A 24,340-nucleotide genomic window follows, 5' to 3' on the forward strand; every position below is an offset into this window, starting at 1 on the left:
CGCGAAATTGCAGCGGACTGCCTTTTTTTACAACACCCGAGCGAACACTCTTGGAGCGAAACTGCCTGAATGGCAATCAGTAAAATTGCTCAATACCAGATGCTATTTAGTGGCACGAAACCTTCAGTTACCACGAAAAATCAATAAAACCGACCGCCACAATAACGCCTCAATAACCGGCAGCTGGAACGAAGCGAAGCGTAGTGCAAGCTGTCCGGCGCCGTAGGCGCGAAGTTGATTGATTTGTTATGTATTTTTGGCACCGAGATACCCTTTACCCAGTTTTGCCTTGTTGTACTGAGCTATATCAGTGAAAGGCCAATATGCCAACTCACCATGTTCTTGCCACTTTTCGAGAGTGCTTTGCCCGAAAGCTCCGAAACTGATTGAGTTAAGAAATCTGTCTCTGAAACTAGCAGAGGGCCACTTATACTCAATATCTGACTTTAGGAAAAGAATCCAACGCGCTACAACAGACCGCTCTTCATTGGAAAGTGCCTCTTTGCCTCTAAGTTTATACTCTTTCATATCGCTGTACAGACACCAAACCCCGTGATGAAAAACCCCCCATACAGCATCATCTTTTGACTGAGGTAAAGCATCTTCAAACTCGTCATTTGTAATTATGCCAGCAACCAAGCGACGAATAAGCTCAGCAAGTTTATTTCTAGATTCTCGGTCAATCATGGTTTACACATAACGCCTGCAGCAAAGGCCGACCGTCAGGGAGGTCCAGCCCGCTTGCGGGCGATTTTGCCTGCACTGGTTATGTGTTTTACTTGAACGTAAGTTTGATAGCGTCATTGTTTACACTAATTTTTTGAACAGGAGCTGTTACAACTTTAACTTCCCAATATTCATCTTTATCAATTGAATCAATGCATAAATTGACATTGAAAACATACTCTTCGTTTTCGCGACATTTTGTAACTATCAAGTTCTCACAATCTGATTTCCAAGAAACCTCATCTACAGAAGATAAGCTAAGAAGTGAATCTAGAGGACTATTATTTTTGGAATAAATAAAACTTCCAGAGACTGAACAATTCTCCCTTTCGATTCTTATCGTACCCGAGCAATCGATTGATCCTTTAACGATATCGCTAAACGATATTTTCGTATCTCCAATATTTATCAATCTATCTCTCCTGACACATAACGTTGCCAGCAGAGGCGGCCTACGCTATGTATGCGCGCAGTGCATAGCGTAGGCCGTCCTGCGGAGGCGCGCAGCGCCGGAGCGTACTGCCTGGCTTGGTTAGGTGACTTACCGATAAATAAGTTCGCCATTCTTCTTTACAAATACAGGTTCTGTTACTGTAAGTCTCTGTCTATCTCTATAAGCAACGGTTTTTAGCTCTAACTGAAAGAACCTGTCGTCCGAATAAAACCATTTAGTTATTGTTGTTTTTACGTTTTCATACTTAGTTCCTGGTGCACCTAATTTACCGAGGTTTGCATGTTCGATTTTACTCATGTCGGTTACATGCGGGTCACCTGCCCCGAAGATAATTAAGTAACACTGTGAAGACTCTTCTTTGTAGCAAAGCGCATAAGCGCTTTTCCACTTATTCCACTTTCCTTGGTCAATGGCTAGCGAAAGTTTCTCTCGTGAAATATTTTTGAATTCAGAGATCCGGCTCAAAGTATCTACAAGATCACACTCACCACAAGCAGTCGCTTGTGAAGCAAGAGCTAAAAAAATAGTTAAAAGTATTGATCTCATATTCACCTAACGCCTAAACTGTGTTTTATACACATATTTGAATCCTATTCAAAGCCTCATACAGAGAAATAGCCTAGCTTCCCGACTGGAATGGATGAAATTTAACCGTCTGTAAGACCAAAAGCGCTTGAGTTTTACGCTAAATCTAACGCTCTCCCTGGAGTAGAGCGCATATTGGTTATATAATAACCAGCATCCCTCTCTACTTAGGTATCTGATCTTGCCTGTAGTAGATAGAGTTGAAGCTCTCAATACTCTTGTAGAGCTTATCAGAGTAGTAACTTTCACTGGTTCACTTGTGTATAAAACTTAGCGCCTAAATAAGGGGCGCCGTAGGCGTCCCTTTGATTTTCTTGTTAGCTTCTGGAACTCAGAAGGCTTGACCACCATTTATTCAGAACACCGTTGGCAAAGTAATGAAAAGTATCCATTGAAATTGGTAAGTCTTCTGCTTTCCAGCTTGCACCTAGTGTATGTGCTGCAAGTCCTAAACTTCCTTTTTCAGTTGGGTATTCTTCTTTTGATATGGAGTCTGGTGGAGAACAGAGAGGAGCTGGAAATGGCGTACCACCGTGTAAAGCTGATGAGCGATACCCGTATAGCTTACCTAAAATTTCTCTGTAACCAGTTTTTGTCCATTTCACTCTCATCCACTCTGGCGGCCTCTTCTCTGGTTCGTCAGGCATGAACTCCAAGCAAAATTTAATGAATTTAGTTGTAGCACCCAAAGAGTGAATAATCTCATTAGCTACTTTCTCTACCAACACATCACCACCACTATCGAAAAGCATTTCTGCTAGGGCGGGTTTTGATGCCTTCAGCCTTTCTACTGGTGTATCTTGTTCAGATGACCATTGATTAGCTGCCGTTTCCAAAGATGAAATAAGCATTAACCATGCTAACTCAGGCTCGCTTTCAGCAATCCATAATGCATCTTGATACATTCTTGATGCTCTTACCAAAGCAATATATTGCTCTTCATCTAGGTAGTGAAGAGAATATAAGTCTCCGAGTTCAGAGATATTCACTGTTTTTACAACACTAGGTAATACAGCACCTCTAATACCAATATTGATCTCTGGTTTCTTTTCTCTCGTCGATCTAGGTCTTCCAAACTCATCATCAGAGTACGCATCATAGCTTCTTGTTACAGCTCCCGCTTTGACACGTATGCCAAGCTTCAATGAAGCAAGAGCTGCAATCTCGTCTGTGACCCACCCTCCATGATATTTCGATGTGTCTGTTTTTACACCGTATGAACTCTGGTCATCTATATACCAGAACATTCTTAGTGTAATTGCATCATTTATTGAACCAGGACCATTAGTTCCTGAGATCATATTTAGAAATTTATATGGCCCTTTCTCATCATTAAGCTCGCCAGTGATGTGTGCATCAGAATATAAAGGGAATTCAGATATAGAGTTTGGTTTTGCATCTGGTGAAAATTCTTTCATGTTCCAGTAAGACAAAACACCACCAGTATTTCCTGACAAGTTTTACTCCATTGTTTGAGAAGAAGCTAACGCCCACAGCTGCGGCGGCAAAGCCGTAGCGACAAAGGAGCGAAGGTTTTGCCGTCCGACAGCCTGTGTTTGTTAGGCGAATTTTGGCACATTGTTTCTTATTACCTCGTTTGGAATTACAAGACGTAAATCAATACGCACAAGTTCACTTGCAGATGTATTTTTTAGTACCGGAGATTCATCATGGGACTGACTTTGTGGAAACACTACCAGAGATAAATAGGGATTCTCTCTAATGGTGGAATACATAAGCATTTCACCTAAGTCGGTACTTTTCCATTGGTTCGGACCTTCTAGGATTTTACCTACAGCATGATAAACAACCCTTATGCTGGTCCCACCTTCATCACTTTCGTATTTATATAGATCGGTAGGATGATCTAGCTCCAACCCAACTCTTGTAAGTTGCCCCCGTAAGTCTTCGGGAAGAATTACCTTTAGACAATGCTTCCAGTTAAAACACCACTCGCAATCACAACCGTATGCTGGCACACCCTTTTGATTTTGAATCTCACGGGTGGCCTCTAGGTGAGTAGCCAATTTCCATCCAGCAATAGGGATTGTGGGACGTTGCTTTTTCATATTTTCCTAACGCCGCTAGCAAGAGCAGCCGAAGCAACGCGTAGGCTGTCCAGCCCAGCCCCGAAGGGGTTGGGCGAGCTTGCCTAGCCTGGTTATGGTTGGCGCGCTCGGGACCGACTACCAGCACTTTGCCAGCCATAGTTTGGCTGGCCGCTGCCCAATATTTACGAGGAAAGAATACCGCACTTTCCCCAACCAATTCCTATTTTACTGGCACTCCACGAAATTGCAGCAGACTGCCCACCTCTACCACACTTGAGCAAATACCCTAGGAACGAAACTGCTTGAATAGCAACCAGTAAAAAGGGCTCAATATCGGCTGCAATTTAGTGGCACTAAAGCTTCAGTTACTACGAAAAATCAATAAAATCGACCGCCACAATAACGTCCGGCGCACAGGCGAAGCACGCAGTGCTGAGTCCAGGCCGAAGGCCGATTGTGCCGCCGCTGGTTATATTTCATTACGCGATTGGCTCCAAATCAGAGGGAAAAGAACGAAACTCCTCCCATTGAGATTCACTCATTTCACCTTTGAAATCACGGGAATTCCACGCTCGATTTAAGTGCGCATATATATGGGCTGTTGTGGTCAAGTCCAACCGGACACCTCTTTAAGCACATTTCTCAAATTCGATAGGGGTTACATCCCCCAATGTTGTGTGTATTCTGCATGAGTTGTAATAAGCAATATAGGCTCTCACATCTGCTGTCGCGTCCACCCTTGTTTCATAGAGATTTCCCGTTAGCCACTCTCGCTTCAGGCTGCTAAAAAACCGTTCTGTTGGTGCGTTGTCCCAGCAATTTCCTTTACGGCTCATTGAACATACCATTCCATGCTCCTTCAGCAACGCCTGATAGGTATGGCTGGCATACTGACTGCCTCGATCAGAGTGGTGTAGAAGGCCTTGCGGTGGTGTGCGTAAATTGACGGCCATCATCAGCGCACGACTCGCCAAAGCCGTTTCCATCTGGCGATCTAGGTGCCAACCAACTATCCGGCGTGAATAGAGATCAATTACTACCGCCAAGTACAACCATCCCTGTAGCGTCCAGATGTATGTAATATCCGTAGCCCAAACTTGATTTTTAGCACTCGGCGAAAAATCCCTATTCAGAAGATTCTCTGCAATGGGCAGTTGGTGTTTGCTATCTGTCGTCAACGCAAAACGCTTCTTGCGTTTTACTGCCAAACCTAGCTTTTTCATTAGCTTTCGGACTCGATAGCGCCCAATTTTAAAGCCCTCTCTGCGTAATAGCTTCATTAGTCGGCGGCTTCCCAAGCTCTGCCGAGATTCTGCAAATAAGGCCTTCAAGCGATGGCATAGTTGCCATGTTTGGCTATCTATTGAGCTATCACTGCGATGGCACCAATCGTAATAGCTTCTCTTTTTTACCTGCATTACTCGGCAAAGCATCCTAACTGGAAAGCTACTTTTCTGCTCTTTGATGAAGCTGTACTTTACTTCATTTCTTTCGCAAAGAAGGCGCTGGCCTTTTTTAGGATTTCCTTCTCCATCCGCAAGCGCTTGTTTTCACGTCGCAACCGATCCAATTCAGCGCGCTCGCCTGCATCCAACCTTACTCCGCTCTCTTCCTGCTTCAGCTCCTTTACCCAGCGTCGCAAGTTATTAGCAGTGGTCCCTACAGCCTCTGCGGCCTTAGAAATCGAATAGCCTTGTTCAGAGACAAGAGCTACAGCGTCTTTCTTGAACTCCGGCTTGAATTGCCGGCGTGTACCTTTTGTTGTCATACGTCACCTCACTTGGTAGTTTTACCATCTTAGCGAAGTGTCCGGAAGTATTAGACCACTACAGGCTATATCTATAGAATAGCCCTCGATATCGACGCTCCCCTTAGATCCCATTTCTTTAATGAGATCACCTAGATGCTCATGTGCATCTTCTAGCTCACTCATTAATTGACTCCATTCAACTGGATTTTTCTTGCTATCTATCATGATTTCTCTGAAATATAACGCCTAAAGCACCTGCGTCAAAACCAAAGCGAAGCGGCGGTTTTGGCGTCGGGTGCCGTAAGCGCTCAATAAACCCCACCTGGCAGATTAGTAGGGGGTGTGATACCCCCCTACTAATCTGCCTGTTTGATATTCCAGGGTAGTAACACTTCAATATCTTCAAGAGATTGGGCCTTGGGCAGTTCACTAAATACTTTGCAGAGATAGGCGTAAGGTTCGAGGTCATTGCCTTTAGCGGTTTCGATCAGGCTGTATAGGGCGGCGCTGGCATGGGCGCCTCTTGGGGTTGCACTGAAGAGCCAGTTTTTCCGGCCAACAACGAAGGGGCGGATGGCGTTCTCCGCTGCATTGTTGTCGATCTTTAAATTACCGCTGGCAGTGTAGATCTGTAGCTTGCGCCAGTTTTTATGCAAATAGTTCAGCGCTTTTCCAAGAGTGCTTTTCGGGATTACCTTGGGACGTGTTTTTTCGAGCCAGGCATGCAGCTTGTCCAGCACAGGTAGACTCTCTTTTTGTCTCAGTTGATACCTTTCTTCAGCGCTCAGCTCTTTTCCTTTTCGTTCAATATTGTATAAATGGGTAATGTAGTTGATTGCAATGTCAGCTCTACTGGGTTTACTTTTGCCGGATTTTTTATTCTTACTCTTAGCTTTGGTTGTCACTTGCGCTTCTACAAATTTCCGGCGTGCATGTGCCCAGCAGCCAAGGTGAGTAATTTGCTCCTCTGTGGCAACTGCATAATAGCCAGAATAATCATCTGTTTGTAGATAACCTCTATAGCCAGAAAGTAAATCGCTAGCAATAGCGCCACTGCGACTGGGTGAATAGTCAAACAGGATCACTTTTTGATCTGGGAGCCCCCCTCGCCGTATCCACATATAGGATTTACTTTGTGCGGACTTTTCTGGCTCGTTTAATACCTGTAGAGGAGTTTCATCACACTGGATGACTGGCCCTTCTCTTAGCTTGTCATTAAAAAGGTTAAGGAGTGGCTGCACTAGGTGACTGCAACGTATCATCCAATTAGCCAGAGTGCTTCTGGGCAATTCAACTTGAATACGCTGAAAACCTTTTTCCAGACGCGCCAGAGGCATGGCATCCTGGTACTTGGCTGTGGTGATATATGCCAGCAAGTTAGGGCTGGCATTGCTTTTTGGGATAGGTTGAGCAGGCAATGCCGCAGTCTTTACACCTACTTCACAGTTGCCACAAGCATATTTCTTACGGACATGCTGTAGAACTTGGATCTTTGCCGGGATAATATCCAGCTGTTCACTGACTTCTTCACCAATAGCTTTAAGTGCACAGCCGCAATCACAGATTTTTTCTTTTTTAGGAAGATCATGCTCTATACGTACACGGGGAAGGTCAGCAGGTAGAGGTTTGCGCCCGGATGATTTTCTTCGAGTGTAACTAGCAGACTCTATTACTGCCTCAGTAGCTTCGCCTTCACCCTCTTCTTCACACAGGCTATCTGTCGCCTCAGACTCGGCTTCATTGAACAGGCCAATCTGGTCTGGCGAGCTTTTCTCACTGCTTTTGCCGAAGCGCTGATTGCGAAGCAAAGCAATTTGCTCTTCGAGAAAGCGGATATGCTTGTGATTTTCTTTAAGCCTGGAATCCTGCTCAAAAATTTTCTTAGATTGCTCAAGCAGAAGCGTTTTTAACGCTTCTGGATCGGTGGGTAATAGTTTCGCGTCCATGTTTTCCATGGCTGCTATTTTACCGTGATGAACAGCTATATAACAGAGTTAAGGTGCAAGATTTGGTGGGGTTCCTGCTCCCAGATATTAAGTCCATCAAGGAGCTGGTTTAAATCCTTGCCATTACGTATGTGGTATTTTGAAATATCACTCCATTGCCACTGAAATCGCTGTTTCTCCAATCGTTTATACCAAACGATAAACCCATTGCGCTCCCAATACAAAAGCTTAATCTTGTCTCGACCGCGATTACAGAAGACAAAGATAGCATCTTGCATTGGTGATAGCTCCATCTCTGCTTCCACTATCGCCGCCAGACCATCAATAGATTTGCGCATATCCACAGGTTCGGCATAAAGATAGATCTCCGCAGACTGTCTTGGCCTCAACATTCAGGTTGCTCTCGAAGTAGGTGTAAAACCATTGGCAGTGTCCGTTCGAGTGTGGATTCACGGAGATGTATCTTTGCATTTCCAGGAAGAGTCACAACTACAGTTTCATCAGTAGATCTCGGTGATACTGATAGCGGAATCAATTTCGGGGTCTTCTTGGCCTCCTTGCCGCGCCAATAAGTAAAGGTACTGAGTCTGAGCTGATGCTCCCGGCAGTAGGCTGTCTGTGAAAGCCCGCTATCCTTCCACTTAGTGACATGCATCATCCAGAAGCCTGATTTACTTTGCTCTGTCATGTAGATCTCCTGATCGTTTAAAAACCAGGATCGTAGCGGATGGGCACTTGGATTTTTAGGTGGGCTTTATTGAGCGCTTACCGGGTGCCTTTACTTGTTATAAGTTGACTACTCACTAATTAGAATCTCGATATCTGGTTTAACAGAGAGCGTGACCTCGATACCAGTCTTGCTTATGAACGAAAGGTAACCCTCTTGGTTGGGTGCAGGGTTATGACGCGCGAACTTGCACCCCATTATTTGATATTCGAACAAGACATGATTCTGATTTTCTCGGAACAACCTGAATCGAACGTCCTCCTCAAAAGGAAATATTGTAAGTTCTAGTTCAAGGCCGTTCTCCTGGACTCTGAAAACATAAAATGGTCCACCGCCTTCGTCCTCGACAACCTCAGGGATTACTTCCAAAATCCCAACAAATTCTGTTTCATCCCATTGAAGCACGATATTTCCTATGACTTATAACGCCGTGCTAAACGGCGCGCGCTTTTTGCGCGTCCAGTGGAGGCCGCTTTCGGCCGGAACGGTGTTTGAGCACCTTGTTATAGGCCTTCACTCTGCAGCCCTACCTACAATTTTAAGCTGTATACCACTAGCTATTTCTATGATTGAAGAAAGACTTACTTGAAACCAATACTCATCTCCAGCTTGGTCATAAAAGCTAAAGCAGAACTCCTGTTCATCTGCATCAAAGCCACCACGAAAAGAACCTGAGTGAAACATATCATCGGATTCTATTTCGGACCACTGGGAGATTGAATACGATTTGGCTTTAATTTGCTTACAGATTTTTACGAATTCTTGGGATATAGGTACTTCCATTACTCGAACCCTGCTGCTCTATAACGCCTAGCTCAACGGGGAGTTAAAGTGGCGCGACTTTTGGAACAAAAGGCGTGACACTTTGACGAGTCCGATGCAGCTATTGGTTAGGCGCATTGTAGCTAAGCCAATTTAAAAATTCAGTTTCCAATACGGGGGAGTAACCTCCCTTGCTGTACCATTCAAACTCTGAAAAATCTTCCTCTGCCCATTCTTCTTCGCCAATTGCATAATCAATAGCAGGTTTGTAAGGCAAGGCATATAGGATTATAAGATAAAGGAAATCCCAGCCTAGTACTCTATTTTTTGGTTCATGGAACTGTTCGACAAAAAAAGATACTTTGCAAGGGTCTTTAATGAGTATCTCTTCCAAAACCGACAGACTAGACTCGTCAAATGACTTGTCTTTCCAAATGTCTTCTACAGATTCCAATCGCAAGATCCTTTACCGCCTAACGCCTGGCGCAACGACGAAGCACACAGTGCTGAGTCCGGCAGCCAAAGGCTGCGTATTGCCGCCACTTGTTAGGCGGTAAAATTCAGTCAAGGTACACATTTAATTTACTATGATGTTCATTTGCCTTATTTAAAACACAAATAAACCGTTCAATGCTTGGTTTTACTGGTTCAAACAAAGTGTCTTCATCCATTAAAGCTCTTAGCTCAAGGATAAACCGTTCTGTATTTCCAGGATCTATATCTAGACATTGATCGTCTTCGATAAGAGCTATAGCAACTAGGTGGCTATATTTAACTTCATTCGAAACACACAAATTTATTAACTGTTCATGAAGAACATCATCAATATGAATAGCGGCTCCACGTATGTCTGTGCCTTTAAGAGCTGAATCATAGTAAATCTCAATCGCCATTCTTATCGCCTAACGCTCGCAGCACGCGCGGCTTTGTAGTGGAGGCGCAGCCGCAACAGAAAAGCCGTCGCTATGCCTGCGCTTGTTAAATGCTTTACACAGATGCCCATAAGCTCCCAATATAGTAGAGCGAAGAATATCCTAGGGCCACGTACAAACCTGTGGCCACTAGAGATGACATTACCCAATTTCGTCTGCTCTCGACTCCAATTCTAAGGTAAATCCAGGCAGCTATGATCGCGGCCAACGGGCCGATGACACCCCAAAATAAATAGCTAACCATCCCTGGGATAAACTGGATCAAAACAGTTACTACGTTTAGCGCAATGTAAAGGGTAGTAGCTACCACTATTACCGCTAATCGCCGCTTAATTGCTGGCATTAATTTTCCTCGGCATTTAACGCCCGCGTCAACTGCCGGAGGCTACTGGCGCCTTTTTTGCGGGTTTTGGCAAAAAAGGTGACAGTGGCCGGAGGTCAGATTGCACGCGCTTGTTAGGTGCTACTCTCTGGGACACATTTCTCTCCCAGTGGGATCTGTTTCTAAAACACTCTCGTGTAACCCAGAAATTTGATTTTGGGGATTACCTTGCTCATCTAATTGAACTAATGCCCAATCGACATATTCATTTCCAGGTATACTTTCTGGGTCATCTAGCATGTAACCAATATGAAAGATCATTTCTGCTGCAATACATCTTGATAATTCAGTGATCGCTTCACGAGGCACACCACAATCAATCATTTTCTTGATTGAATGCCCCATACCACTGTATGGAGAATCATCATCTTCATCGTATTGTCCCATTACATTATCGATCCATTCTTCATTGTCTGGAACAACACCATTCCATGCTCCCTTAAGAAACATGAATCTTGCTAGTTGAGGTATATTTTCATCGATTTGACTGTCTGCCCATGACTCCGGATAATCAGCCCCCAGTTTTTTGAAGATACTTGTTAATTCTTCTTTATTCACGCGATCTCCCTTATATGAACATGTCACCTAACGCCCGGCCTGTGTTTTATACACATTATTTAAGTCCATTTAGAGCTTCTGCTGCCTCAATATAATGAAGTAGCTTGGTGTATCCCTGCCAAACGGTTTTCACCCCTGGCTCACCATCCCCTTTACGCCCCAAAAAACCTCCTAAACCTGCCAGCATGCGGGTTATATCCCTCATGCTTGGGGGTTCATTTGGTGGAGTAGTTTTATCTCGCATCATCCATATCATACGCCATTCTTTTTCAGAGTAGGCACTCGTACACGGTGCTTCAGGAAGTCTTCGTGCTCGTGTAGTTATCGAATGTAGTCGCCATCCAATAATCATATAGATCGCAATGCAGTTCAGCATTCGCTGCTCTGTTCTAAAACGATTACTTTCTATCTGACATCCACCTTTTAACACTCGAAAATAGGTTTCAATTTCCCACCGGCTTCGATACCACTCAATGATAACCCTCGCCTGCTTAAAGTCTTCAACTGAAAGATCCGTCAACAGCATCCACTCAATCCCTTTCTCACCCTCTGGTGGGGTTAATTCTTTAGCCAGTACAGCATAGAGAGAAAGTGGTCTTTTAGATTTTCCTTTTCCTAGTAATCGTATTTCAGTAGTGGATACGCTAACTTTGGCTTTTCTTCCAGGTTCTCCATTCCGCTTGGGAATATCTACCGTGTATTGACCAATAGATTTCTGCTCATTCATATGATCCCAAAGCAAAACCGTTTCTTCTCCATCGATCTCTAAAGTGCGATTGGCCTTAGCTCGAACGATATAGCTCGCCCGCCTCTGTTCGCTTTGATCTTCAGCCAGTTGAAACCACTCATGAATATCACCCTCTCTATCAGCAATACTCACAATTGTGCTTTCAGGACAGCGCTCCTGTATCTGACAAGCAGATTCGTAATGGTCTAGCCAGCGTCGACTCTCCTTATCCTTTATCGACTTGGTATAGCGGGAATTGGCGCTTGACTCCTTATCTCTCTGCCACATACTGCCCTCAACGACACCCAAGTTAACTCTTGATGGCGTTATAGCGATGGAGGTGTGCAACAGTTGCTGATTGGTCTCTTTCCGCCTAAGTGTTCCCATCTCTTTACTTTCTAAGTCAGTGGCAAAATTTAGAAAGGTGGTATCTTGAGGGATAAGAACAACGGGCTGCGCCTTGATTCTCTCAAGAGTTGCTGATTTATGGCCGCTCATAATAGAGTCAAAGTTGACTTTATCATTTTCGATAAAACGATAAGCCGCAAACGTTTCTGCCCAAGTTTTGTTTGCACAGGGAATGCTACTCTTTGGATCTGAACTTAAACTACTAAGAATATTGGACAAGCGCTTATTCAAGCGTGTATCACCCATAACCTGATTTTTTACTTCGTCCATGACCCAGTCCTGCATAATAATCCAATCAAATCAAATCTGTAATTCTTACCAGGACAAACTGTAACTTATTGATTTACATAATAAAACTGGAAAAACTTGTGTATAAAACTTAGCGCCCGGCTCAGCCGAGCCCAATGCGGAAGTTGCCTTGTGTTGAGCTGGGAGCGCAGCGAACCAGCACAAGGCAACTGGAGTGCTGGGCTTCGCGCTGCAGCCGATTGTTATGTGTTTGTATATTCACCACTTCCCTTTACTTGGAAAAATAGAGACACCAGACCCAAGATCATGCCCACTGGAGATGTAACAAGACTAATAGCGGCAAGCGCAAGTCCAATAATCTTATATTTGCGGTTTCCTAACTTAACTTTCTTACCGGTTAAGATTAATGCTGCGGTGAATACGATAAATATACTAAGTACAAGAATCTGCGCCAATGAAACACCAACAACGCCAGAGAACAACGAAAACAATATCAATCCTACAAAACAGGCCAGCAGAATATAGCCATGAAACTGCAGGAAAAAACCACCAATTCTTAAATTTTTCATAATTCTAATTTACACATAACGCCGTTAGCAACGGCAGACTTGTTGTTGTGGTGGCTGTGCAATAATGGCGAAGCCATGCACAGCTGGCGCAATGACCAGGCTGTCCAAGGAGCGAAGCGACTGATATTGCCTAACCTTGTTATGCATGACCATGTTTGCGGCCCAATATAATTGAAAACAAAGCCAATAGTACAACAGCAAGAGACCACGAAAAATTGAAAAGATGAGGCTTTGAGGCAGCAGTTACCCCAAAAACGGAAGCACCAATAAGAACTTGTGAGGTAGCCGATGCATAGAAAAAAGCTTTAGACGGGTGCTTGACAACCACTAAGCCAGAAATACCTGAAATTAGTAGAGTCAAACCCATAACAATCCCAAAAATCTGAGAGTAAAGCGTTGCCAGAAAAGCGGTACCTATCCCAATGAGTATCCCACTCGAGGTACCTAGCATTATTTTAACCGCATTATTCATTTTGACTAAAACCCCCATAATGCATAACGCCTTGCTCAGCCGCCACCGGAGCGTAGCTGCTTTGTGCTAGCGTAAGCGTACAGCACAGTGTAGGTGGTCGGATGCAGCAATTTGTTAAGCGCGTGTTGCAAAACCGACAACTATTGCCTGATTGGAAGCCGGAACTACCAAGTAGATGTATTCACCATGAAACTCTGATTTGGCCTGGAAGATCATAGATTGTTCTTTGTAAATTGGGTTGGCTTCTTCATCAACCTCTCTGCAAGCCATTTCAATGTATTCGGTTATATCCCATTCAATGAGATTTTTTTGGTCTTCACTTACACAGGTTACTTTTTGAAATACGTGTTTGGATAACTCAGCGCTGATGCCTTCGTAATTGGTTCTATACGATTTACCAATGGACACATCTTGGCCATTTAGGTGGCTTATAAGCCCCTTTTCAAGATTGCCATCATGTACATACGAATTTGCCCAGAAGTCGCAAGCATTGTTGCTAAGCCTTCTAAGGCACTGAAGATAGCCATCAAGATTATTAACGATAGTTGGACTTTCCATGTTTGCGCTTAACGCCGCTAGCAAGGGCAGCCGAAGCAACGCGTAGGCTGTCCAGCCCAGCCCCGAAGGGGTTGGGCGAGCTTGACTAGCCTGGTTATGGCTGGCGCGCTCGGGACCGACTACTAGCACTTTGCCAGCCATAGTTTGGCTGGGCGCTGCCCAATATTTACGAGGAAAGAATACCGCACTTTCCCCAACCAATTCCTATCTTACTGGCAATCCGCGAAATTGCAGCGGACTGCCTCTTTTTACAACACCCGAGCGAACACTCTAGGAGCGAAACTGCTTGAATAGCAATCAGTAAAATCGCTCAACACCGGATGCTATTTAGTAGCACTAAACCTTCAGTTACCACGGAAAATCAATAAAACCGACCGCCACAATAACGCCGCTAGCAAGGGCAGCCGAAGCAACGCGTAGGCTGTCCAGCCCAGCCCCGAAGGGGGTGGGCGAGCTTGCCTAGCCTGGTTATGGTTGGCGCGCTCGGGACCGACTACTAGCACTTTGCCAACCATAGCTTGGTTGGCCGCTGCCCAATATTTACGGGGAAAGAATACCGCACTTTCCCCAACCAATTCCTATTTTACTGGCACTCCACGAAATTGCAGCAGACTGCCCACCTCTACCACACTTGAGCAAATACCCTAGGAACGAAACTGCTTGAATAGCAACCAGTAAAAAGGGCTCAATATCGGCTGCAATTTAGTGGCACTAAAGCTTCAGTTACTACGAAAAATCAATAAAATCGACCGCCACAATAACATTTATATAGTAATCATTCTGACCACTATTATCCTGATTACTATCCTGGAATCAATCTAACGAAAAAACACACAAAACCCAAGGAAAATCAGTATGCTACCTCCTTTTTAGAACGATTGTACCAAATGCAAAAACGATCACTTTGACTACTATCTCCATTTTACAGCATTTCCCTAACCCCTTGTAATGTATCAATTTTTTACGTATTCCGGCCCTTAGCCAAAAATAACGGTCAAACTGATCGAAAATCTAGGTGACTCCCGATTAAATACTTATTAGACTGTTAATCCATACAGTATTGAGGCTGTAGAAATGGATGACATCCCTATTCCGCTACCCCAGCGGCCATCCCGCTTTATGGACCGTTTTAGGACGTTTATACGGTCTCGCTATTTGGCATACAAAACAGAGAAGGCCTACTGTTTCTGGGTGAAAGACTTTATACGCTTTCATGGGATGCAACATCCGCAAGATCTCGGAAAGGCTGAAATAGATCAGTGGTTAAGTCACCTTGCTGCTAATCGCAATGTATCAGCCAATACCCAAAAAACCGCTTTGAATGCAATTGTCTTTCTATATAAGCAGTTTCTGGATATTGAATTAGGGCAACTAAAGTTTGAACAAAGCCATCGGCCTAAGCGATTGCCTGTTACTTTTAGCCATGAAGAGGCAACCTCCGTATTAGAGCACCTTAGCGGCCCAAATAAGCTTGCTGCTTCATTAATGTATGGTTCAGGCCTTAGAGTTATGGAGGCTGTGCGGCTTAGGGTACAGGACATTGATTTTAGTGATCAATGTTTGATAGTACGGGAGTCCAAGGGGGAGAAGTGGCGAAGAACACTACTGCCTCGGTCTCTAATTAAGCCCCTCAAGGTGCAGATAGCACATGCGCTTTCTCTACATCAGCAGGATTTGGCGGAGGGCTATGGACATGTCTATTTACCTTTCGCTCTGGCGAAAAAGTACCCACAAGCAGCTACGAGTGCTGCTTGGCAGTATGTATTCCCCGCTCGATTTCGAGCGCAAGACCCTCGCAGCAATATGATGCGACGGCATCATATTGGTGAGCAGCAAGTGAGGCGAGCTGTTTCCAAGGCCGTTTCAACCCTCAATATTCGCAAGAAGGCGAGTTGCCATACATTTCGCCACTCTTTTGCCACCAATCTTCTGCGTGCTGGTACTGATATACGCAGTATTCAAGAGCTGCTCGGCCACAGCGATATCAGTACAACCATGATTTATACCCATGTTATAGGTGTACACGAGCGTGGTGTTACCAGCCCTCTTGACTGATTTCAGTCTCCTGGCAGCCATGCCTATGAGTAGTAGCTGGCTTTGGGCCAAGCTTTGTTGATTTTATCCGTCTACAATTTTACATTAAATATGTCCCCAGGTAATACCATTAATGTCAAATCTTCAGTAATTATATTGTTAATTATTACTACTTGCCCCAGCTTACAGCTACTCCTGTACCTTACCCAAATTAAAAGACCCGGGTACCTGACTGGGTGGATATTCTTTCATAGTTTGCAAAAATTTTGATGCGAGTTACTGCATGGGAACCAAGACAAAAGCCCTGCCTATAAACCAGTCGACATAGATATTCGAGTTGTACTGGACTTTTCGAGGGAGTATTGCCTCAAGTTGAATAATAGCAACACTCTTAATTCAGCAAGGAGCTCTCGCATACTTCAAAACCCCGCCTACGATTTTCCAGAAAAAAAGCTTTCTATGGGTTCGTAGCACATAGCTACAATTGGGCCGTAACCACTATTACCGTCAAATGTGTTGATTATTATAGGAATTAAGGGATACAACTCAGATGTGAAATTTACCAACCTGAAAAAATTACAGATGAATTTTTTCAGGCTGGCTTACTATTATTTGAGCAACAAATTACTTACCATAGCTTCTTCTTGTCAGCCTTCTCTTCCTTGGCCTTCTCCTTACTAACGACTCGAGCAACCATTCCCTTTTCAATTTCTGCAATTTTATCAATAACCTTGGCTTTAGAGTATTTTGCTTGCGCACTAAAGACAGAAACCTTCCCTATCAACTCTTCTTCGCTGCCTAGCTCTTCGCCAGTATCGGGATCGATGAAGGACTCACCTTGGCTGTATATTTCTAGTTGATAGCCTTCCTTCAGGTAGCCGTTTCCATAATTCAACATCACATCACCCTTTTTGGTCACGGCAACAACTTTTATAGGATATATAGTGGAAACAATTAGGTTTGTTATATTATTTGCTGTTTCCCGCATAACCTGCCCCAGTAAAGCTCCACTACTATTGTCCCCAACACTAGCAAAGCCAGTTACATTTAAAGCATTTCCTCCCTTCGCTTCAGCTCTTACTGTATCTGCGAAGCCTATTGAGCCATTTGCAACATCAAGTACACGAATATCAACCGCCATAGTTGCTATCCTTTTGCCAGTAGAAAATCCCGCGACCTTCATTGCATTAGCTGTTTCGCCATATTCAGTAATAGCTCCAGTCAGAATGTAGTCTACACCCTTTAAATTGAACCCATCTCCATCGTAACCGCCATTAACTACTCCCTCCATACTAAGGCCTTGCTCTTTCAAAATCACGGCCATTCTATCTCTTTCTATGACTTCAAATTTTCTGGCTTTAACCAAAGCAGTTGTAAGCATATCAACAAAAGCACGAGTATCCTCTCTTGAACCATTCCCATAGGCCATATATCTTTTATTTTCACTACTGTCCTTTGCCCGGTATTCAATGTCACCAATTGCTATAGTTACCTTCTGCGCAAAAACAGGCCCACTAAACAAGCCCATAAATACCAGCAAATAACCAAATACAGCCTTCATATTCTTTACTCCTTTTTTGATAAGAACGCCTACATTTAATTTAATAATGTTATCCGTTTGTTCACCTGAACACACATCAACCTATCCAGACGAAAGTGCTGGGGACTACGGCCTTTTACATTTTCATTAACTAGTGTTCTGTGACAAACTAAGTGTAGGCATAAAAACCTATAAAAATAGCTATTTGCAAATTATAAATATGTTTCAGACCTATATCTCAAGGTTTTTCTATAACAGCAATCTATTTTTACACCACACTAGTTTCCTGTAAGACTCGCCCCTCCCACGCCTCATACCAAGCGATCAAAGGACAGATCTTCATATTAGTTATGACTTATTAATTTTATAACCATCTACTTTACTGATAGAAAATTTACTCAATGAACCCTCAGACTCTAGATCTAATTGCTGATTTTCAGAAAACTGGTTTTTATTTATTTTCTTCACGCAACCATACTGAACCCAGCTACTCACAACATCTCCCTTTTTTCATGTTTATTAAGTAATCTTTATGATCACTATTAACTTACCTGTTTCTTGAGACTAATTTAACACAACGGTCATTAAAAATCTTGTAAAATCAGCACACCGAATGACGCCACACTATCGTACCAACAAAGTAAGTAATCACTCTGAATTTAATGCCCGACTATAAGCATCTCTCAAGCCACTTGGGCCATCTAAGGTTCAAGATGTAGAAGAATATTGACACGAACCCTATCCAAACAAAAAAACCATAAGGATTAACCCAACTTTATTATTGTTTACATATGGCTCAGTGATTGGTTTAACTTAAAGAGAACTAAATGGCAGTAGGGAAACTAGGCCCAAAATTGAAAGGGGGTTTTTACTTTATCTGTGCTAACCGGCTAAATCCCTGGAGCTAATACCACCTATCCTTTAATCTGGGATACCCCAACCAATATGACCAGCACCACTGAATAACCGGTAGCGCCCTGATGACACATAGAGTCGGGCCAAAAAGTGATCAGGGGTTATGTATTCCCTTCCCTCTAGAATAGGAAATTTTAGCTCAATACCGGGACAATCAAGGTATTCTTTTTGGCAGAAGCTTAAAAAGGGTTACAACCCCTTCAACAAATTTAGGCGACCGCCAAATGTAGAAGTCGCCAAAGGCCTCTATACCTTTAGCTCAATTTAAAAGTTATCGTTAAAAAACAGCAATCAACAGGTAAATAAAAAAGGCCCCATTTGGGGCCTTTTTTATATTATCCAGATTAAATTACAATTTCTCCCAGAGTATTGTCCAGTTGCCGCCAACTCCCGGGGCAAACTGTATTGCACCTCTTTCTACTTCTTTACAGTAGTGAGCGTAGGCAGAGTCCTTGCACTCATAGACATTGCCATCACTGCCCAACACCTTGGTACCCGCCGTATAGTTTTCATTGCCTTGCGGGAAGACATAGTCGTAGTCCTGATCAGTGGAAGTCTGGTCATTGCCATTAGAGGAATCACCACCCCCCGTCGAGGTCTCGCCGTCTTCGTTCGAGGTATTATTATCACCACTGGAATCACCGCCATCCCCGTGGGACGTATCGCTATCTTCACTGGAGGAATCGTCATCGCCACTGGATGTATCTTCAACCAAATAGAAGTTGAGGGTATTCTGATCGAGCATATTGCCATCGCGATCTTTTACCACCACCACAACCATATGGTGCCCTGCAACAGTTTCAGACAGCGTCAGACTGGTACTGGCCGTATCGCCATCGTTAATGTCATTGCTGTAGCTTGCCAAGGTATCGCCATCGTGATTGACCACAGTCACTTCAACACTGACATCCCCACTAGCACTCAGAGCCAAATCTAGCGAAATAGCACCGCCTGTAATCGTGTATTCACTATCAAGGCCGCTTACGGTAACTTCATAGTTGGGCGCCTCTTCGTTAATCTCATAACCGATCTCTACATTCTCCAGGCCGCTGCCATCTTGTAGATAAATTTGGTTGATACCATATAGGGGCTCAAAACTATTATTCCCGTCAAAATCACCGGCACGGATATCGGTCTGCTCTGCGTTAATCAGCTCCGCTAAATCATGCGACCAGTTTTCTGCTATACCCTGCTCCTCAGAGGTAATTTCCAGAGTAGTACTGTAAGAGGAGTTTTCACCGGAGCCGTCAAATACACGGGTATAAACCTTGTCGCCAACGCTCAAATCCTGGGTTGGGTTGATCCTGCCTGCAGCACTCCACTCGGTATTGGTAACGTTATCACCATCAAATTCGACATCGATAACATTGTAAAAAGCATTAACCGTATCCCCTACATCCCAAACCGCCAGAATGACATGATAGCCCTCACGATCTGGCACTTGGCAATCATGAGCTGTATTCACATCTGGCTGCTCATAATTGCCATCTATTTCACAGAAGGGATCAAGATCAAATTGATCGCGAGTCAAAACTGAATTCGGATTCCAGTCTTCTTTGGTAATATAGTATTTCCAGTCGCGAGTTACATGATTGGCGGTGAAGTACCATTGAAAGGTTTGCCAACCAGAGCTTATATAGTTTTTAACCCAGCGGTCCGATGTCTGTTCATTAAGTTCGGACCAGGAACTGCTACCAGCACTGGCGATCTCTCCATCGGCTGGACCGCTATCGGGGAAACCTTCAGGGCCCTCAAGACTTTGTGGTTCCCACTGAACAGCACCGCAATTCAGGTTCATTTCACCGGTATCCAAGGCGTATTTACACAAGGTTCCCCGTGCGGAAGCAACACCACTATCACCGACCTCAACATAACCATGACTGAAAACATTGGAGCTGGCTCCGGCCAGTATCACGGCCATTAATGTGCGATTGACGATTGGCTGTTTAAATACGGATGCTAGTTTTTTCTTACGTAAAATCATATCTCTGCCCATTTATTACTTTGTATTCAACATCCTTCCCCTGCTGAATACAAACTTTTACTTTTGAGGATGTTAATCCTAGAACGCTAGCGACAGAGTTATGGACCGCCACTCACTGACACGGTTCCTGTTATTTCGGCAATTTCACTGAACAACCCCCGCTCCGTCACCCAAAGGTAAATTTTACGCACGAAAAACATCAAACCCTTAAATGATCGCCACCAAAACCAAAAACATTCTTAACACCAAGGAACTTTTTTAAAAACAAAAAAGCAGGATATTGGAACTTTTTTCCAAAATAAAAAAGCAAAACAGAAAATATATCCACAGGAAAGCTGCGGGGCTTCAGGTGAACCCTTCAACCCCACCAACCTTAAGCTTTTATCGCGACACCTCTAAAACTGAGAATGACTAATAAATTGGCAATAAACCATAGATCCTTAATAATAAAAATACCGCTACCACTTAGTTGCCCCGGGGAAACCCAGCTGCCCGAAAAGGTGTAGAGAAAAGTCTGAGTCGTTATAAATACTGCGGCGCAAAGCAGCACCCCCAAGCAAAACAGCTTTCGAATATAAATACCCAACGCCAAAACAATCAAAGCCACCAAATCATAAATACCGATAAGATTTGAGGCTGTTTGCACACTGAATAAATTGTATAACCAAGATAGCAGCGACGAGGTGCTTACCAGGCTCTCGATGCCCTGCGCTTCAAGGGCTGTGAATTTCATCCCGCCAATCCAGAGCAATACCAAGCCAACAGGGAAGTAATTAAGCCATATCAGTTTTTGTGGACTCAGAGAATCGCGGTACAACCAGGTGATTCCCAAAACCAACAGGGAAAAATACTTAATCACGCCCTGCCCCGAACCAATTGCCGGAAAGCCCCCCAGCGAATCGATCCAATGATCACTGCCGAGAAGGCTCAGCAGGGGCACGAGTGAAAGTAAAATCAGAAAAATCGCCAGGGGCTTAACAGCGCGCTCTAAGCACAGAGCAAGTACACTTAAAATAGCCACGGAGGAAAAAACAAATGCGCTCAGTAGCCGTATGCTGGCAACTACCCCCTCATTCGCAACACCGTAAAATTCAAATACGCGCTTGAGACCACCCCACTGGCCAGAGAAAAGTGCCACGGCAATCAGCGCACAGGCGACTCCGACCAGGGCAAAGGGAAGTTTGCGTAGGAAAAAAGACATTAATTGACGACCTCTTAACAAATTAGGGCTTAGCCAGCATCCATCAGAACCCGCCTCCCGCAATAGCGGAACAGCGGGTTCTGATGGATGGGCGAAGCCTTTGTCGTCTTTACCCGGAGAATTATTACACCCCCATAGAGGTGGCTGTATTTGGCGCTACTCCAATATCAGCGTGCCCCGGTACATTTGCATCTGGCAGGTGAACGGGTATTCGCCCGGCTCGGCTGTGGGTATTTCCACCGGGGTATCCTGATTCAGGGCTAACTGGGCGCTGATCTCCAGGTCCGGAAACAGTACCCACTCGGAGCAGGGACTGGGATCTTGCCGATAAAAGTGCAAAATTGCAGCGCCACCGGCGGGCAGGCGAATAAGATCCGGCTCGTAAACACCGTCCTTAACCAGTATGCGGGCACTATTCCCGCTGGGCGAGGCCTGGCTGGCCCGCTTCTGCGGCACCAACCAAAACCAGCCAATCACAGCTAGCACCATTAGCGCACCGGCAATATTGACGAGAACTACAGCCATTTAGCGGGCCTCCGACGGTTTAAACAAGCGCAGGCGATTGGCATTACTTACCACGGTCAAAGAGGAGAGCGCCATAGCGCCCCCGGCGACAACAGGGCTCAATAGCATACCGGTAATTGGGTAGAGGACGCCGGCGGCTATCGGGATACCCAGCGAGTTATAAATAAATGCACCAAACAGGTTCTGCTTGATGTTGTGCAAAGTGGCCCGGGATAACTCCACCGCATTGGCCACCCCGTGCAGAGAAGAGCGCATCAGGGTGATATCCGCACTCTCAATAGCGACATCGGTGCCGGCGCCGATAGCGAAGCCCACATCCGCGCGCGCCAGAGCCGGAGCATCGTTAATACCGTCACCCACCATACCCACTCGCTCACCGTTTTTCTGCAATTCGGCAACGATGCGCTCCTTATCTTCCGGCAATAGCTCTGCGTGAACCCGCTCGATACCCAGCTGTCGAGCAACCGCTTGAGCGCTGCCGCGATTGTCCCCGGTCAGCATTTCAATGCGCAGACCCAGCCTGCCCAGGCGCGCGATAGCCGCTTGCGCATCGGCGCGTATCGGGTCGGCCACAGCGATCAGGCCCCGCAACTTGCCATCTACGGCGGCGTACATCACCGTGCGCCCCGCTTCGGCCAATTTGGCCGCGCGCTCACTCCAGGCGCCCAGAGAAATGGCCTCTCGTTGCATTAATTTGCTATTTCCCAGCAGCACGCGATGGCCGTCGATATCACCGCTGACACCGTGAGCCGTGATCGCTGCAAAATTATCAGGAGACTGCAATTCGAGGGCTTTCTCGCGGGCTGCCGCCACTATGGCTTCGGCCAAAGGGTGCTCAGAACCCAGCTCCAGACTCGCCAGTAAACGCAACAATTCATCGCTGTCTCCGTCACTGTCGATATTCGTCAGGCGCGGTGCGCCCTCGGTGAGGGTACCGGTTTTATCCACAACCAGGACATCCAGGGCACAGGATTGCTGGAGAGCCTTGCCGTTGCGCACCAGCACGCCGTACTCGGCGCCCTTGCCCACTCCCACCATGACCGACATGGGGGTCGCCAGGCCCAGGGCACAGGGGCAGGCAATAATCAGTACCGAAGTCAGCACCACCAGCATATGCGCCACGCGGGGATCCGGGCCAAAGTTAAACCAGATCAGCGCAGCTGCGATGGCAATGATCATCACCACCGGCACAAAAATGCCGGATATTTTGTCCGCCAAACGCGCAATGGGTACACGGGAACTCTGGGCGCTCTTCACCATTTCAATAATTTGCGCGAGGCGTGTATCGGAACCCACTTTCTCCGCGCGAAACAGCAGACTGCCGTTCTTATTCAGGGTTCCGGCGGCGAGGTTGTCACCCGCAGCCTTTGCCACCGGTGTCGGTTCGCCGGTGAGCATGGCTTCATCCACCAGGCTGCTGCCCTCCAGCACAGTGCCATCTACCGGAATTTTCTCTCCGGGACGCACCCGCAGCTGATCCCCCACTTGCACTAATTCAATCGGTAGGTCTAGCTCGCGGCCATCTCTCCATACCCGCGCCGAGGTGTCCTGGAGATCCAGCAACTTCTCCACCGCTGCACTGGTGCGTCCGCGCGCGCGGATCTCCAGCGCCTGGCCCAGGCTGACCAGGCCAATAATCATAGCGCTGGCTTCAAAGTACACATGCCGCGCCGCCTCCGGCAGTAGCTGGGGGACCAATACCACAGTTATAGAGAAGAGCCAGGCCGCTCCGGTGCCCAGTGCCACCAGCGTATCCATAGTGGCATTGTGGTGGCGCAGCGCTTTCCAGGCACCGCTGAAGAAATGCCCACCACAGAAGACCAGCACTGCCAGGGTCATCAGCCCCATAATGCCCCAGGACAACTGCTCGGCAGGGGTGTTTACCGACATCCTACCGGTTATCAAGCCCCAGGCCATCATCGGCACCCCCAGCCCCAGAGCAAATGCCGAGCGCCACAGCTGCTGTCGATAATGGCGCAGTATCTGCGCCCTCTGCTCGGCGCGCTGCTGCCGCTCATTCGATTGCAGAAGTTCCGCGCCATAACCCGCATCGCGCACGGCCTCAATACAGGACTCCGCTTTGACCGCGCCGTAAACTGACAGGGTTTTATCCGCAAGGTTGACCCGCGCCTCGGCACTTCCCGCAACCGCCTTGACCGCAGTCTCAATCTTGTTGATACAGCCGGCACAATTGACGCCACTTAAACGGAACACCGTTGGCGCTGACTGTTGCTCCTTCGTCATTTTGCTCTCCCAATACACCAATTACAGCGACAAAGTTACAA

The 24,340-nt window shown here is 45.7% G+C and carries 25 protein-coding genes; 1 reads left to right on the plus strand and 24 read right to left on the minus strand.

What is annotated here, in order from left to right:
- Positions 1 to 246: 246 nt before the first annotated feature.
- The 18 genes from ACJJIF_RS12085 to ACJJIF_RS12170 form a co-directional block, all read right to left on the minus strand.
- Complete coding sequence (locus tag ACJJIF_RS12085) at positions 247 to 687, minus strand: hypothetical protein (protein ID WP_444928601.1); 441 nt, start codon at positions 685 to 687, stop codon at positions 247 to 249.
- Between the two features lie 88 nt (positions 688 to 775).
- Positions 776 to 1,138, minus strand: a complete 363-nt coding sequence (locus tag ACJJIF_RS12090; RefSeq protein WP_444928602.1) for a hypothetical protein — start codon at positions 1,136 to 1,138, stop codon at positions 776 to 778.
- A gap of 129 nt (positions 1,139 to 1,267) precedes the next feature.
- Positions 1,268 to 1,726, minus strand: a complete 459-nt coding sequence (locus tag ACJJIF_RS12095; RefSeq protein WP_444928603.1) for a hypothetical protein — start codon at positions 1,724 to 1,726, stop codon at positions 1,268 to 1,270.
- Between the two features lie 356 nt (positions 1,727 to 2,082).
- On the minus strand, positions 2,083 to 3,222 hold the full coding sequence (locus ACJJIF_RS12100; RefSeq protein WP_444928604.1) for a hypothetical protein: 1,140 nt from the start codon (positions 3,220 to 3,222) through the stop codon (positions 2,083 to 2,085).
- Positions 3,223 to 3,324: 102 nt separating this feature from the next.
- The gene (locus tag ACJJIF_RS12105) at positions 3,325 to 3,834 is read right to left on the minus strand and encodes a hypothetical protein (RefSeq protein WP_444928605.1); all 510 of its coding nucleotides are present in this window, start codon (positions 3,832 to 3,834) and stop codon (positions 3,325 to 3,327) included.
- 611 nt (positions 3,835 to 4,445) lie between these two features.
- A protein-coding gene (locus ACJJIF_RS12110) for an IS3 family transposase (RefSeq protein ID WP_444928606.1) occupies positions 4,446 to 5,584 on the minus strand; the annotation gives its coding sequence in 2 pieces (ribosomal slippage) (positions 4,446 to 5,335 and positions 5,335 to 5,584; 1,140 coding nt in all).
- Positions 5,585 to 5,922: 338 nt separating this feature from the next.
- Positions 5,923 to 7,512 (minus strand): IS66 family transposase, encoded by a 1,590-nt coding sequence (tnpC, locus tag ACJJIF_RS12115; RefSeq protein WP_444932334.1) that lies wholly within the window; start codon positions 7,510 to 7,512, stop codon positions 5,923 to 5,925.
- 35 nt (positions 7,513 to 7,547) lie between these two features.
- Complete coding sequence (gene tnpB, locus ACJJIF_RS12120; RefSeq protein ID WP_444928607.1) at positions 7,548 to 7,904, minus strand: IS66 family insertion sequence element accessory protein TnpB; 357 nt, start codon at positions 7,902 to 7,904, stop codon at positions 7,548 to 7,550.
- A complete protein-coding gene (gene tnpA / locus ACJJIF_RS12125) occupies positions 7,898 to 8,200 on the minus strand; it encodes an IS66 family insertion sequence element accessory protein TnpA (RefSeq protein ID WP_444928608.1) in 303 nt (100 codons plus the stop codon). The genes tnpB and tnpA overlap by 7 nt, the downstream gene beginning before the upstream one ends.
- 108 nt (positions 8,201 to 8,308) lie before the next feature.
- Positions 8,309 to 8,644 carry a hypothetical protein gene (locus ACJJIF_RS12130; protein WP_444928609.1) on the minus strand — a complete coding sequence of 112 codons (336 nt, stop codon included), beginning with the start codon at positions 8,642 to 8,644 and terminating at the stop codon, positions 8,309 to 8,311.
- Positions 8,645 to 8,752: 108 nt separating this feature from the next.
- Positions 8,753 to 9,022, minus strand: a complete 270-nt coding sequence (locus ACJJIF_RS12135; RefSeq protein WP_444928610.1) for a hypothetical protein — start codon at positions 9,020 to 9,022, stop codon at positions 8,753 to 8,755.
- Positions 9,023 to 9,122: 100 nt separating this feature from the next.
- Positions 9,123 to 9,455: a hypothetical protein gene (locus ACJJIF_RS12140; protein ID WP_444928611.1), complete on the minus strand. Its 333-nt coding sequence runs from the start codon at positions 9,453 to 9,455 to the stop codon at positions 9,123 to 9,125.
- 106 nt (positions 9,456 to 9,561) lie between these two features.
- A complete protein-coding gene (locus ACJJIF_RS12145; protein ID WP_444928612.1) occupies positions 9,562 to 9,894 on the minus strand; it encodes a hypothetical protein in 333 nt (110 codons plus the stop codon).
- Between the two features lie 502 nt (positions 9,895 to 10,396).
- Complete coding sequence (locus tag ACJJIF_RS12150) at positions 10,397 to 10,873, minus strand: hypothetical protein (protein ID WP_444928613.1); 477 nt, start codon at positions 10,871 to 10,873, stop codon at positions 10,397 to 10,399.
- Between the two features lie 55 nt (positions 10,874 to 10,928).
- On the minus strand, positions 10,929 to 12,293 hold the full coding sequence (locus ACJJIF_RS12155; RefSeq protein WP_507021839.1) for an IS4 family transposase: 1,365 nt from the start codon (positions 12,291 to 12,293) through the stop codon (positions 10,929 to 10,931).
- 206 nt (positions 12,294 to 12,499) lie between these two features.
- Positions 12,500 to 12,826 carry a hypothetical protein gene (locus ACJJIF_RS12160; RefSeq protein ID WP_444928615.1) on the minus strand — a complete coding sequence of 109 codons (327 nt, stop codon included), beginning with the start codon at positions 12,824 to 12,826 and terminating at the stop codon, positions 12,500 to 12,502.
- 139 nt (positions 12,827 to 12,965) lie between these two features.
- On the minus strand, positions 12,966 to 13,298 hold the full coding sequence (locus ACJJIF_RS12165; protein ID WP_444928616.1) for a hypothetical protein: 333 nt from the start codon (positions 13,296 to 13,298) through the stop codon (positions 12,966 to 12,968).
- A gap of 114 nt (positions 13,299 to 13,412) precedes the next feature.
- Positions 13,413 to 14,057, minus strand: coding sequence for a hypothetical protein (locus ACJJIF_RS12170; protein ID WP_444928617.1), 645 nt, complete (start codon positions 14,055 to 14,057; stop codon positions 13,413 to 13,415).
- Positions 14,058 to 14,930: 873 nt separating this feature from the next.
- Here ACJJIF_RS12170 and ACJJIF_RS12175 point away from each other — a divergent pair.
- A complete protein-coding gene (locus ACJJIF_RS12175; RefSeq protein ID WP_444928618.1) occupies positions 14,931 to 15,911 on the plus strand; it encodes an integron integrase in 981 nt (326 codons plus the stop codon).
- A gap of 607 nt (positions 15,912 to 16,518) precedes the next feature.
- Here ACJJIF_RS12175 and ACJJIF_RS12180 read toward each other — a convergent pair.
- The 6 genes from ACJJIF_RS12180 to ACJJIF_RS12205 all read right to left on the minus strand — a co-directional run bounded on the left by ACJJIF_RS12180 (position 16,519) and on the right by ACJJIF_RS12205 (position 24,299).
- Positions 16,519 to 17,526: a CsgG/HfaB family protein gene (locus tag ACJJIF_RS12180; RefSeq protein WP_444928619.1), complete on the minus strand. Its 1,008-nt coding sequence runs from the start codon at positions 17,524 to 17,526 to the stop codon at positions 16,519 to 16,521.
- A gap of 252 nt (positions 17,527 to 17,778) precedes the next feature.
- Positions 17,779 to 17,925, minus strand: a complete 147-nt coding sequence (locus tag ACJJIF_RS12185) for a hypothetical protein (protein ID WP_444928620.1) — start codon at positions 17,923 to 17,925, stop codon at positions 17,779 to 17,781.
- Between the two features lie 769 nt (positions 17,926 to 18,694).
- Positions 18,695 to 20,329 carry an N-acetylglucosamine-binding protein GbpA gene (gene gbpA / locus ACJJIF_RS12190; protein ID WP_444928621.1) on the minus strand — a complete coding sequence of 545 codons (1,635 nt, stop codon included), beginning with the start codon at positions 20,327 to 20,329 and terminating at the stop codon, positions 18,695 to 18,697.
- A gap of 373 nt (positions 20,330 to 20,702) precedes the next feature.
- A complete protein-coding gene (locus ACJJIF_RS12195; protein ID WP_444928622.1) occupies positions 20,703 to 21,530 on the minus strand; it encodes a DUF417 family protein in 828 nt (275 codons plus the stop codon).
- A 156-nt stretch (positions 21,531 to 21,686) separates the two neighbouring features.
- Positions 21,687 to 22,055: a cupredoxin domain-containing protein gene (locus tag ACJJIF_RS12200; RefSeq protein ID WP_444928623.1), complete on the minus strand. Its 369-nt coding sequence runs from the start codon at positions 22,053 to 22,055 to the stop codon at positions 21,687 to 21,689.
- Positions 22,056 to 24,299 (minus strand): heavy metal translocating P-type ATPase, encoded by a 2,244-nt coding sequence (locus ACJJIF_RS12205; protein ID WP_444928624.1) that lies wholly within the window; start codon positions 24,297 to 24,299, stop codon positions 22,056 to 22,058. It lies immediately after the preceding gene.
- Positions 24,300 to 24,340: the final 41 nt, after the last annotated feature.

It is taken from the genome of Microbulbifer regidiadema (SeqCode) (assembly GCF_052467605.1).

Coding starts and splice junctions, on each gene's coding strand:
- ACJJIF_RS12105 (WP_444928605.1), bottom strand. CDS start 3,834: ATGAAAAAGCAACGTCCCACAATCCCTATTGCTGGATGGAAATTGGCT.
- ACJJIF_RS12095 (WP_444928603.1), bottom strand. CDS start 1,726: ATGAGATCAATACTTTTAACTATTTTTTTAGCTCTTGCTTCACAAGCG.
- ACJJIF_RS12200 (WP_444928623.1), bottom strand. CDS start 22,055: ATGGCTGTAGTTCTCGTCAATATTGCCGGTGCGCTAATGGTGCTAGCT.
- ACJJIF_RS12165 (WP_444928616.1), bottom strand. CDS start 13,298: ATGAATAATGCGGTTAAAATAATGCTAGGTACCTCGAGTGGGATACTC.
- ACJJIF_RS12155 (WP_507021839.1), bottom strand. CDS start 12,293: ATGCAGGACTGGGTCATGGACGAAGTAAAAAATCAGGTTATGGGTGAT.
- ACJJIF_RS12175 (WP_444928618.1), top strand. CDS start 14,931: ATGGATGACATCCCTATTCCGCTACCCCAGCGGCCATCCCGCTTTATG.
- ACJJIF_RS12205 (WP_444928624.1), bottom strand. CDS start 24,299: ATGACGAAGGAGCAACAGTCAGCGCCAACGGTGTTCCGTTTAAGTGGC.
- tnpC (WP_444932334.1), bottom strand. CDS start 7,512: ATGGACGCGAAACTATTACCCACCGATCCAGAAGCGTTAAAAACGCTT.
- ACJJIF_RS12160 (WP_444928615.1), bottom strand. CDS start 12,826: ATGAAAAATTTAAGAATTGGTGGTTTTTTCCTGCAGTTTCATGGCTAT.
- ACJJIF_RS12085 (WP_444928601.1), bottom strand. CDS start 687: ATGATTGACCGAGAATCTAGAAATAAACTTGCTGAGCTTATTCGTCGC.
- tnpA (WP_444928608.1), bottom strand. CDS start 8,200: ATGACAGAGCAAAGTAAATCAGGCTTCTGGATGATGCATGTCACTAAG.
- gbpA (WP_444928621.1), bottom strand. CDS start 20,329: ATGATTTTACGTAAGAAAAAACTAGCATCCGTATTTAAACAGCCAATC.
- tnpB (WP_444928607.1), bottom strand. CDS start 7,904: ATGTTGAGGCCAAGACAGTCTGCGGAGATCTATCTTTATGCCGAACCT.
- ACJJIF_RS12145 (WP_444928612.1), bottom strand. CDS start 9,894: ATGGCGATTGAGATTTACTATGATTCAGCTCTTAAAGGCACAGACATA.
- ACJJIF_RS12195 (WP_444928622.1), bottom strand. CDS start 21,530: ATGTCTTTTTTCCTACGCAAACTTCCCTTTGCCCTGGTCGGAGTCGCC.
- ACJJIF_RS12135 (WP_444928610.1), bottom strand. CDS start 9,022: ATGGAAGTACCTATATCCCAAGAATTCGTAAAAATCTGTAAGCAAATT.